Origin of the sequence: Parasphingorhabdus sp. (assembly GCF_036963705.1) — a bacterium.
GTDB lineage: Bacteria > Pseudomonadota > Alphaproteobacteria > Sphingomonadales > Sphingomonadaceae > Parasphingorhabdus.
In genome coordinates, this window is sequence record NZ_JBALUT010000010.1 from 1 (window position 1) to 12,050 (window position 12,050).

Here is a 12,050-nt window from a genome sequence, read left to right on the forward strand (position 1 = left end):
ACTTGAACTCGCGACCTCCGGCGTGACAGGCCGGCGCTCTAACCAACTGAGCTACACCCGCTTATGTGCCTCTATAGGCGGTGGAGCAGCGCAAGTATAAGAGCGCTGCATCCCTGTCAACAACACTCTTTCGAATATTCCAGATAATTATCTTCATGGCGCGATTTGCCATGCCATTTGACGCACTCCGATCATGACGCCAGAAGCAGATTCAGCAAATCCCAAACCACTCTCGGGCCGTGGACAAACATCGATCTTTACAATTTGTTACACTTAACAAGGCGTTAATCACAATGAAACGACTTCTTAATTAACCAAAATTTTTGGCTGATTTGCGCTGTTTTCGACGGTAAGAACCGCATGACGTCATTTAGTGGCTGTTTACGAAATATTTTCCTTTCTTCGTCATATAGGCCGCATGAATTGTCCAAAAAAACAGATTTGCGAATATCGTGAGCACCCACATGCGGCGCTTTCCATCAGCCGACGTTTGTCGATTGCAGTTGGTGCTGCCGCCCTTTTTCTGGCGTCAACATCTGCTCATGCAGCGGGCACGATTGCCGGAACCGATATCATCAACGTTGCACAGGCGACCTATGACGGACCGCCAGGCGACCCTCCGGTCATAATTGATTCGAACATCGTCACGATCAAGGTCGACGAGCTGCTAGATGTCACGGTCGTTTCCACCGACCCGGGCGATGTTGCGACCTCACCCGGATCGACTGCCCAGGCTACAACCTATCAGGTCACCAATACCGGCAATGGGTCGGAGGCTTTTACCCTGTCCGCGGATACGGCGAAGCCCGGCGACGAATTTGATACGGCATTCGAGCAGATCATTCTCGATACCAATGCCAACGGAGTTTACGATCCGGGCGTCGACACTATCTATACGCCAGGCACCAATGATCCGGTGCTCGCGCCCGATGAAAGCGTCACGGTCTTCATCCTTTCCACTATTCCGGCCTCCGCCAATGACGCTGATCGCGCCGAAATCGAGCTTTCTGCCGTGGCCAACACCGGTAGCGGGACGCCCGGCGACATATTCGCGGGACAAGGCGACGGCGGCGGCGACGCGGTTGTCGGTTCAACCGGTGCAAGCGATGAAGATAGCGGGTTCTTCGTGATTCAGTCCGCAGAAGTCACTTTGGTAAAAAGCGCAACCATTACCGATCCGTTCGGCGGAACGACCGCCGTCCCGGGCTCGGTCATTTCCTATCAGCTGGTCGCAACCGTTGCCGGCACCGGTGATCTGACCAACCTGGCAATCTCCGACGATATTCCGGACGACACTACCTATAATGCCGGGAGCATCACCCTGGAGGGCGCAGCGCAGACCGACAATGCTGGCGACGCCGACGCCGGCTCATTCGACGGCAGTTCGATCGCCGTCTCTCTGGGCACGGTTCCGGGCGGGCAGACGCGCACCATCACATTCCAAGTAACCATCGACTGATAATAATCGGGGGACCAGACCATGTTCAAAAGATTTTTTGTCGCAATAGCACTGATGTTGCCGGGCACCGCCATGGCAGCCAACAATGTCAGCCTGTCGAGCGATGTGTTTATCGAACGCAAAGTGGCAAAGCCTAACGGCACCACCGCTGTGGTTCTAGAACAGCCAAAAACCGTCATTCCCGGCGACAATCTCGTGTTTGTCGTCAAATATAAGAATGTCGGCAGTGCGCCGGCATCCGATTTCTCTGTCACCAATCCGCTTCCAAAAGCGGTGGCGTTCAATGGAACGTCTGATGGCACCGAAATTGTCTCCGTTGACGGAGGCAAAACCTGGGGGCCACTTTCGGTCCTCACCTACCCGAGCGCGAATGGCGAAGTTCGCCCAGCACTCATGACCGATGTGACTCATGTAAAATGGAAATTCAATCGCTCCCTGTCCGCAGGATCGGAGGGGAAATTGGTTTTTCGTGGCACTGTGAAGTGACCAAAAACCGTACCGGATTGCCGCGGGGTTAGGCGATCCAAAAAGAGTAAAACAGGAGACAGTTATGACCAGTAAACTGAAACTTCTCGTTGCTACAAGTGCCCTCTCGATGGCGGCGCTGGGTGTAAACCCGGCGTTTGCTGCGGATCTGGGTACTGATGCCGGCACGAGCATTACCAACAACGTTAGCGTTGCGTTCAATGTGGGGGGGACTGCTCAGACCGCAGAAACCGACAGCGATACATTTGTCGTCGATAGGGTAGTCAACCTTGTCGTAACCAAAAGCGATGGGGTGAACACTTCCGTTGCCCCGGGTTCAACGCAACAAGCAGTGACCTACACGGTCAGCAACCAGACCAATGACACGATTGACGTGTTGTTGACGTCTGAGCAGCTCGGTGGAGACGATTTCAACGTCACCGGCACTGTCACTTATTATCTCGATGATGGCGACGGGATTTTCGATGCCGGCGACTCTATCATCACATCGGTCAACAATTTGGCGGAAGATGACACAGTTGTGGTGCACGCAGTCGCCAATATCCCGGGAACGGTTGTAACCGGCAATGTTGCAGACCTTGTTCTGATCGGCCAGGCTGCCGATGCGGCAACCGGCGTAGCCTTCGTTAATAACTCGGGTGATGCGGACGATGCCGCGGTTGTCCAGAACGTCTTTGCAGACGGCGCTGGTACGGCAACCGGCGACGTCGCAGGCGACGGTTATCACAGTGATACAGATCGCTACGAAGTTGCTGCCGCTGACATCACGGTGACCAAAATCAGCACCGTGCTGTGGGATCCGATCAACGGAAGCTCGAATCCGAAAGCGATTCCCGGTGCTGTTGTTGAATATTGTATCGCAGTGGCCAACGCTTCTGGCGGTGCTGCAGCAACAAGTGTCGCGATATCGGATACGATCCCGGCTAATCTGACCTACTACGACACGCTTGTCACAGGACCAGCCACTATTCCGGGTCTCATTGGCGTCGTAACCGAAGGTACAGTCACGGGAGCCGTCTGCAACGCTGATGGCGCAGGCACCGGCACGGAATCCGGCGGTGCCGTTTCCGGCAATCTTGGTACAGTAGCCTCGGGCGCGACAGAAACCCTGATCTTCCGCGTAACGGTAGACTAGAGGCTTTGAAATATGGCGGCAGACTGGCAATATTTGCCGGTTTGCCGCTGTCTTTCGGCATTATTTGTGGGTTTGCTTCCAAACTTTTTTAGGCCAATCGGCCTAGCACTTGCTGCAAGCGCGTTAACCGCGCCTGCCTCTATGGCACTCGCGCAACAAGAGTTTGCCGAGCAACAGCCGCAAGCGCAAAATCTTCCGCTGATCACCAATATCGCTCAGGCAGAATGGGATATCGGTGGTCAAAGGCTCCGGAAACCGTCCAATCGCATCGATATTCAGGTCGTTCCACCGCCCAATATACCGCCCAAGATCACGATTTTTCACCTTTCCGACCCGCCAGGAGCCGAACAGCTTCCGATCATGGGCACCACGTGCCGTGGTTCAGGCGGTAATGTCATGGTCGAACTCGGTGGTGTGTTCTCCAACACGCCCAATCCGGCTCCGGTTGTACCGACCGACAGTATCAGGGCTGGCGAACCGCTGATCATGTCACTTCTCGCGCCCGGCAGGAACCTTAATCCGCTGGCGATCGACAATTTCGATATAGTCCTGACGACGCCCAGCGGCGACCGGGAACAGTTGAATATTGTCGAAACCGCACCCGATAGTGGACGATTTGTCGGTATGATCAATACTGCGGCCGTGCCGCCTGCACCGGTGCAGGGTGATTGTATATTGTCGGTCAAACGCGGCGACACGGTCGACATCACTATCTACGAAATCAGCGGAAACCCGATAGGTACAGCGAATGTCGGAATCCTCGTGGATCCTTTCGGCGAAATCTTCGACAGCGGCGACGGCACCCCTGTTTCAGGCACTCGCGTGACCTTGATCGACGATGTGACCGGCCTGCCAGCGGACGTTTTCGGTGATGACGGCGTTTCAATCTATCCAAGCACGGTGATCGCGGGCGGAACCGTGACCGATAGCGGTGGGAACGTCTATGACTTCACCGACGGCTTTTATCGTTTCCCGTTCGCCAGACAGGGCCGTTATCGCCTGCTCATCGAGCCGCCGCAGCCTTATAGCTACCCGTCAGCGGCCACGCCCCAAAATCTGGCTAATTTCCGCCGGACAGACGGGCTTCCCTTCACCATTGTCGACGGATCTTACGGCGGCATTATCGTCCTGGATAACCCGGCCCCCGTGCGCGTAGACGTCCCGCTGGACCGGCCCGGGACACCTCTGGTGCTGACCAAGGCGGCTTCGGTTGCGCTAGCCGCTCCGGGAGACGCAATTCAATATCGGATCACGGTGCAAAACACCGATCCGGTCCGAAACACCGGCCAAATTACGATTTCTGATCAGCTACCGGGTGCGATGCGCCTGAAAACCGGCACCGTCCGCTATAATGGCGATCTGATCACACCCGTTATCGAGCCCAATGGCCAGAATTTCAGCGTTGAAGTGCCGCCCCTGCTCGCTGGCGGTAGAGGTCTGCTGACCTATATCGCGGAAGTGCGTCAGGATGCGCAGCCGGGAGACGCGCTCAACCTCGCTTCGGCCCGCGATGATCGCGGCGCATCCAGTGCGACCATCGACGCCCTGGTGACCATCGAACGCGACGGAATTTCCGAAAGATTCACGATTATCGGGCGAATTACCGACGGCGGCTGCAATGTCGACCCCCGGGAAGCCTCCGGGATTGCCGGTGTTCGCGTGATGCTGCAAGACGGTACCTACGCGGTCACCGACCGTGACGGTCGCTATCATTTCGAAGGCCGGCGCCCTGGCCTGCACGTGGTTCAGATCGACCCGTCGACCTTCCCTGCCGATCTCGCACCGGTCGACTGTGCACAGAATACACGGGCTGCCGGCAGCAATATCTCCCGCTTTGTCGAAGGCCGCGGCGGCGCGCTGAAACGCGCGGATTTCCGCGCCATAAAGGTTGCCCCGAGAGAAATGCGGGAGCACCATATCTACCAGAAACCAGAAGTCATGTCGGACCCGGAGGCTGCCGGAGCAGGTCGTGACTGGGTATCGAACCAGGGACCCGGCATCGCATGGCTCTTCCCCGAAGAAGACCATAACCCGCGCGTCAAAGCGCTGCGCGTAGCGATCAAGCATTACACCGGGCAGAGCGTCGAACTGTCGATCAATGGCAAAGCGGTTAACCCCCTCGCCTTTGACGGAACGAAAAAGAGCGCGAACGGCACAGTACAGGTCAGCACGTGGCGTGGCATCGAAATCGGCGACCGGACCAATGTCTTCGTCGCACGGGTTGTCGACCGCAACGGCAAACTGGTTCAGCAGCTTGAACGCAAAGTCCATTATGCCGGCAGCCCGCTCCACGCGGAATTGCTCAAGGAACGGTCGATCCTGATTGCCGACGGCGTGACCCGTCCGGTGATTGCAGTGAGGCTAACCGACCGTACCGGCAAGCCCGCCCGCAACGGCATGGTAGGCGACTTTAGCGTCCCTGCCCCTTATGCTCCGGCTATCGAAATCGATGCCCAGCAAGCCAATCAGCTCGCCGGTCTCGAACGCGGCGCGCCGGTATGGCGGGTCGAGGGCGAAGAAGGAATCGCCTATATCGAATTGGCGCCGACAACGGCTTCCGGCTCGCTGAGCATCACCTTTCCCTTCCGCGATGGCGAAGTAGAACGTTCGCAGCGCGTCGAAACCTGGCTTGATCCTGGCGACCGGCCATGGACCGTCGTCGGCTTTGCCGCCGGTACGTTTGGCTTCAACACGCTCGATGAACGGCTTGAAGACCTGGTCGAAGATGATGACAATATCAATGTTGACGGTCGTATCGCGCTTTACGCCAAGGGCCGTGTGACCGGCAAATGGCTGATGACCCTCGCTTATGACAGCGACAAGGAAGAAGACGAAACCCGCTTCCAGGGTGTTATCGATCCGCGCCGCTATTATACGGTTTACGCAGACCGCAGCGAGCAGCGCTATGACGCCGCTTCGGTGCGCCGCCTCTATATCAAACTGGAAAGACCGCAATTTTATGCGCTTTTCGGCGATTATGAAACCGGCATCAACGAGCCAGAACTGGCACGATATCAGCGCGCCTTCAATGGCATCAAGGCGGAATATAAAAGCGATCAAGTGCATCTCAACGCCTTTGGTGCAGATTCGCCCAACCGGTTCCGCCGCGAAGAAATCCAGGGCAACGGCCTGTCCGGCCCTTATGCCCTCGCCACCCGCGACATATTGGCCAATAGCGAACGCATCACGCTGGAAACGCGCGACCGCTTCCGTTCGGACCGGATTGTCGAACGGCGCGAGCTGACCCGTCATATCGATTATGATATCGATTATCTTGCGGGCACTTTGCGGTTCCGCGAACCGATTCTCAGCCGTGGCAGCGGTCTCGACCCGCAATTCATCATTGCCGAATATGAAGTTCTCGGCGTTGGTGATCGCAACATCAACGTTGGTGGCCGTGCTACCTATCAGACCACCGACGAAAAGCTGAAAATCGGCGCGACTGCGGTTCATGACGAGAATGAAAGCGTCAAGACCGACCTGCTTGGCGTCGACGTCCGCTATCGGCCGGATCTCAAAACCGAAATCCGTGCGGAACTTGCGGTAACCGACAATGAAGCAAAAACCGTCGCCACAACCGGCACCGGACGTGCAGCAACCGCCTGGCTGGTGGAAGCGGAACATCACGGTTCGAAATTCGACATTCTCGCTTATGTCCGTCGTCAGGCGACCGGCTATGGTCTGGGACAGCTCAATGCAGCCGAAACCGGTACCCGCAAGTTCGGTATCGACGCACGGGTAAGGGTTCGCAAGAATTTGTCCCTGGCAGTCACCAGCTATCAGGAAGACTTCCTGATGTCGGGCGCTCGTCGCCGCGCAGGTACCGCAGAACTCGAATATCGCGCCAAGGACACGTCGTTCCGCGCGGGTATCGTCTATGCCAATGACCGGCTGTCCGACGGTACGGTGAACGAATCCAAACTCGTCCGGCTGGGCGCAACCCATCGGCTCTTTGACGGCAAGCTGGAACTGGATGCCCAAACCGAATTTGCTATGGGTGGCCAGGATGAAAGCGTCGACTTCCCGGCCCGACACAGCTTCTCGGCTCGCTATGCGGTTACCAAGGATATCAAGGTCATCGGAACGTACGAGATAGCCGATGGCGAGAATATCGATGCCCGGACCGCACGGATTGGCGTCGACGTTACCCCGTGGGATGGCGGACGCATCGTCAGCAGCATGAACCAGCAGGAAATTACCGAATTTGGCCCACGTACCTTTGCCGCTTATGGCTTGACCCAGAGCATTCCGCTGGATGAAAAATGGACGATCGATTTCTCGCTCGACGGCAATGAAACCATCAGCGGATTTGATCGCGGTGACGTGATCAATGAACAGCAGCCTGTCGCATCAGGCGGTTTTCTCGGCAATGACACAACGCTGACCGAAGACTTCCTGGCGGTGACCGCCGGCTTTACCTTCCGCAGTGATGACTGGAGCTGGAACGGGCGCGCCGAATATCGCGACGGAGACGTCACCGAACGTTACGGCGTTACCACCGCGCTGCTCAAACAGATCGGCGAAGGCAGCGCCGTGGGTGCGCTGGCCAGTGTCTTTGTCGCCAAGGATCAGACCGGAATTAGTACGCGGGTGGTCGAGGCCGAAGCCAGTTGGGCCCATCGCCCGGCGGACAGCCAATGGTCGTGGCTCGAGAAGCTGGAATTCCGCGAAGATCGCGTCCGCAACGCCGTCGCCGGCGCATCCGGTCCGATCGGCGGCGCGCCGTTGCTAGTCGATGGGAACGTCACTTCACGTCGGATTATCAATAGCTTGAGCGTGAACTATACACCGATTGATGCCGACGATGGCACTTTCACCGAAGTCGGAGAATATGGTTTCTTCTGGGGCAGCCGCTACGTTTTCGACCGGTTCGGACCAGATGATGTCGAAGGCTGGAGCAATGTTGTCGGCGCCGACATCAAGTTCGACCTTTCCGACACGATCGACGTCGGCGGACAGGCCACCGCGCGGATCGGCAATGACTTTGACAGCATCGCCTATTCGGGCGGACCGAGCGTCGGCATCACCCCGTTCAAGAATGGCTATATCTCGGTTGGCTATAATGTCGTCGGCTTTGCAGATCGCGACTTTGAAGAAAGCCGCTACACCCGAGACGGTCCGTTCATCACCTTCCGCCTGAAATTCGATCAGGAAACTTTGGGAAGCCTGGGGCTCTAGAGGTCTGGGCCGCATTCAAATATCTTCTCCCGTGAGGGAGAAGGATATAGAGCTCTTCAGTCAGCGAACAGCAACACCGGCGTTTCCAGAAAATGCTTGAGCGCCTGCACATAGCTGGCAGCATCATAGCCGTCGACCACCCGGTGATCGCACGAGATCGACAGGTTCATCAGTTTGCGCGCATGGATTTCGCCGTCGATGATCATTGGCCGTTCGACAATCTTGTTCGGTCCGATAATCGCCACTTCGGGTCGGTTGATGACTGGCGTCGTGGCGATCCCGCCCAATGGTCCGAGCGAGGTCAATGTCAGCGTCGATCCGGATAATTCCTTCGCCGTCGCGCTACCATCGCGCGCGGCCGCTGCCAAGCGGGTGATTTCCGACGCCAGTTGCCAGATATTCATATCCTGCGCATCACGCAAAACCGGCACCATCAGACCTTGCGAAGTCTGCGTTGCCATGCCCAGATGAACCGCGCCATGGCGTGTCACAAAGCCGGCTTCGTCGTCATAGGTTGCATTGAGCATCGGAAATTCGCGCAGCGATTTGCAGATCGCGGAGATCATCAGCGGCAATATTGTGAGCTTCGCCCGCTCGCCGCGATTGGCGTTGAGGTCTTCGCGCATGTCCTCGATCTCGGTCATGTCGATTTCGTCGACATAGGAGAAATGCGGAATATTCCGTTTCGATTCTGCCATGTTCTGCGCAATTTTGCGGCGCATTCCGATGACTTTTATTGTCTCGTCGTTACGTTTTTGCGATGCGCCGGACGGACGATATCCCTGCCCGGATCCATAGTTCAAAAAGGCATCAAGATCACTGTGACGGATATGATCGCCCTGCGCTTTGACCTGACCGAGGTCGACACCGAGATCAGCCGCGCGCTTGCGAACGGCGGGCGTCGCGAGTGGTTTCGGCTGGTTGTCCGGCGTCTGATTGACGTCAGTTTCTGGCGTCTTTACCGACGAGTCTTCGGACTCTTTATCAAGAGTTGCATTTGCGGAATATTCTGAACTATCAGGTTTGTTTTCAATAACTTGCCGTGACGGCAAGCCATCATCCTCGGTGGAAGCAGGCGCATCGGCAACCGTACCAGATGCTTCCAACTCTTCCATTTTATCGGCGTCAATATCACCCTCGACTTCGATCTCGACCAGCATCGAACCGATAGCGATAATGTCGCCTTCTTCACCGGCAAGGCCAATGACCTTGCCCGAAACCGGCGCTTCCATTTCGACAGTCGCCTTGTCGGTCATGACGTCGGCAATCTGGTCATCTTCGGTAACAACGTCACCGATTTTGACATGCCATTTGACGATTTCCGCTTCGGCGATACCCTCGCCAATGTCAGGAAGGTTGAATATATATTTGCTCATGATTTCAAGTCCCCGACAATTTTTTCCAGCGCTTCACCGATCCGCACCGGTCCTGGGAAATAGGCCCATTCCAGACTATGCGGATAAGGCGTATCAAATCCCGTGACCCGTTCAATCGGTGCCTCAAGATGATAGAAACAGCGTTCCTGTACCAGAGCCGACAGCTCCGCACCAAATCCGCTGGTCCGCGTTGCTTCGTGCACGATCAGGCAGCGACCGGTTTTTTTGACCGACTCCTCGATCGTTTCGATGTCGAGCGGTACCAGGGTGCGTAGATCGATGACCTCGGCGCTGATACCATGTTCCTCGACCACCGCCTTGGCGACATGGACCATCGTGCCATAAGCAAGAACCGTGACCGCGTCGCCTTCGCGCACGATTTTCGCCTTGCCCAGCGGCACCGTGTAATGGCCCTCCGGTACTTCTGACTCGGCAAATTTGGACCAGGGCGAGACCGGATTGTCATAATAGCCGGTAAACGGACCATTGTAGATCCGCTTGGGCTCGAGAAAGAGCACTGGATCATTATCCTCGATCGAGGCAATCAGCAGGCCCTTGGCATCATAAGGCGTTGACGGGATGACCGTTTTCAAACCCGAAACATGGGTGAACATTGCTTCTGGAGACTGGCTGTGCGTCTGCCCACCAAAGATACCGCCACCGACCGGTGACCGGACGGTCATCGGCGCGGTATATTCGCCAGCAGAACGGTAGCGCAGCCGGGCAGCCTCTGAAATCAGCTGATCCATGCCCGGATAAATATAATCGGCAAACTGGATTTCCGGCACCGGCCGCAAGCCATAAGCGCACATGCCCACCGCTGCACCGATGATCCCGCATTCGGAAATCGGCGTATCGAAACAGCGGGTCTTGCCGAACTTTTCCTGAAGACCGGCAGTCGCGCGGAATACCCCGCCGAAATAGCCAACATCTTCGCCCATGATCACGACATTGTCGTCGCGTTCCATCATTGTCGCGAGGCCGCTGTTGATGGCCTCTATCATGTTCATGACGGCCATTTGATTTCCCGTTCCTTATTGGCTTGCGCTGCCTGTTCCTTGAGATGCCAGGGCATTTCTTCAAACACATCCTGAAACATGGTTTCAAAAGGCTGGTGCAGGCCGTGACCCAAAATGCCGTTCTTGGCTGCTTCCTTGACCGCTTCCTTGACCGCTTCGAGACATTCTGCGTCCAGCGCTTCCTGTTGCTCGACGCTCCAGATACCGCGATGGATCAAATGCCGCTTGAGCCGCATGATCGGGTCACCCAGCGGCCATTCTTCCCGTTCCTGCGCGCTCCGGTAGGCGGTAGGATCATCCGAAGTACTGTGCGCCTCGGAACGATAGGTGAAATGTTCTATCAGTGTCGGCCCCTGGTTGGTTCGCGCCCGTTCCGCTGCCCAACTGGTTGCGGCATAGACAGCCAGTGGATCATTGCCGTCGACCCGTAGAGCAGCGATGCCATAGCCAGCTCCGCGAGCAGCGAAAGTAGCACGCTCTGCACCAGCGAAACCGGAGAAGGAGGATATGGCCCACTGGTTGTTGACAACATTCATGATCACCGGCGCGTTATAGACTGCGGCAAAGGTCATCGCCGCGTGGAAATCTCCCTCGGCAGTAGACCCCTCGCCGCACCACACAGCAGCAATCCGGCTGTCGCCTTTGCTGGCGCTGGCCATCGCCCAACCCACGGCTTGCGGATATTGGGTGGTCAGATTCCCCGATACAGTGAAGAAGTTCAGTTCCCGCGAACTATACATGATCGGCAGCTGGCGCCCCTTGAGCTTGTCCGCCTTGTTCGAGAAAATCTGATTGACCATCTCGGTCAGCGGATAGCCGCGAACGAACAATATGCCTTGCTGGCGATAGCTGGGGAAGCACATGTCATCCGCGTGCAATGCCATGGCGGCGGCAACCGATGTCGCCTCCTCGCCAGTGCATTTCATGTAGAAGCTGGTTTTTCCTTGGCGTTGCTGCCGGTGCAACCGGTCATCGAATGTGCGCACCTGCACCATTGTCCGGAGCATCTTGAGCAAAATTTCGTCGTCCAGCTTTGGATCCCAGGGGCCGACCGCGACATGATCGTCATCGAGCACGCGGATCATATCATCCACCATATCGCGCATTTCTTTGGGCGCGGTATTTATGTCCGGACGCGCCTGGGCGCCTGCCGGGGGAATGTCGAGATTGCTATAGTCAACCGTGTCACCCGGACGGAAATTGGGCTCTGGTATGTGCAGAGTCAGGCGTGGCAAATTGCTTTTGGGTTTTTCGTCAGCCATCCAAACTCTCCTGCTGCAACGCAACGTTGCAGTGCAATATTTATTTCACTCGGTTGTTATATTATTTCATCTGCTCATAAAGGTCAATGTCTCTGTCCTATGCCGATACATAAAAAAAGGGGGAGCGAAACAATG

7 protein-coding genes are annotated in these 12,050 nt (G+C 56.5%); 4 read left to right on the forward strand and 3 right to left on the reverse strand.

From position 1 onward, the window contains the following. Positions 1-490: 490 nt before the first annotated feature. From V7680_RS03835 to V7680_RS03850, 4 genes are all read left to right on the forward strand, one after another. A complete protein-coding gene (locus V7680_RS03835) occupies positions 491-1,459 on the forward strand; it encodes a hypothetical protein (RefSeq protein ID WP_335651972.1) in 969 nt (322 codons plus the stop codon). Positions 1,460-1,480: 21 nt separating this feature from the next. After that, positions 1,481-1,945: a hypothetical protein gene (locus tag V7680_RS03840; protein WP_335651973.1), complete on the forward strand. Its 465-nt coding sequence runs from the start codon at positions 1,481-1,483 to the stop codon at positions 1,943-1,945. A 64-nt stretch (positions 1,946-2,009) separates the two neighbouring features. Next, positions 2,010-3,080, forward strand: a complete 1,071-nt coding sequence (locus V7680_RS03845; RefSeq protein WP_335651974.1) for a hypothetical protein — start codon at positions 2,010-2,012, stop codon at positions 3,078-3,080. A gap of 141 nt (positions 3,081-3,221) precedes the next feature. Beyond that, the gene (locus tag V7680_RS03850; protein WP_335651975.1) at positions 3,222-8,258 is read left to right on the forward strand and encodes a hypothetical protein; all 5,037 of its coding nucleotides are present in this window, start codon (positions 3,222-3,224) and stop codon (positions 8,256-8,258) included. A gap of 56 nt (positions 8,259-8,314) precedes the next feature. Here the strand turns inward: V7680_RS03850 and V7680_RS03855 are convergent, their stop codons facing one another. From V7680_RS03855 to V7680_RS03865, 3 genes are read right to left on the reverse strand one after another with little or no spacing between them, the layout of a single operon-like run. Next, positions 8,315-9,634, reverse strand: coding sequence for a dihydrolipoamide acetyltransferase family protein (locus tag V7680_RS03855; RefSeq protein WP_335651976.1), 1,320 nt, complete (start codon positions 9,632-9,634; stop codon positions 8,315-8,317). Next, positions 9,631-10,653, reverse strand: a complete 1,023-nt coding sequence (locus tag V7680_RS03860; protein WP_335651977.1) for an alpha-ketoacid dehydrogenase subunit beta — start codon at positions 10,651-10,653, stop codon at positions 9,631-9,633. The genes V7680_RS03855 and V7680_RS03860 overlap by 4 nt, the downstream gene beginning before the upstream one ends. Beyond that, the gene (locus tag V7680_RS03865; protein WP_335651978.1) at positions 10,641-11,915 is read right to left on the reverse strand and encodes a 3-methyl-2-oxobutanoate dehydrogenase (2-methylpropanoyl-transferring) subunit alpha; all 1,275 of its coding nucleotides are present in this window, start codon (positions 11,913-11,915) and stop codon (positions 10,641-10,643) included. The genes V7680_RS03860 and V7680_RS03865 overlap by 13 nt, the downstream gene beginning before the upstream one ends. Between the last annotated feature and the right edge of the window lie 135 nt (positions 11,916-12,050).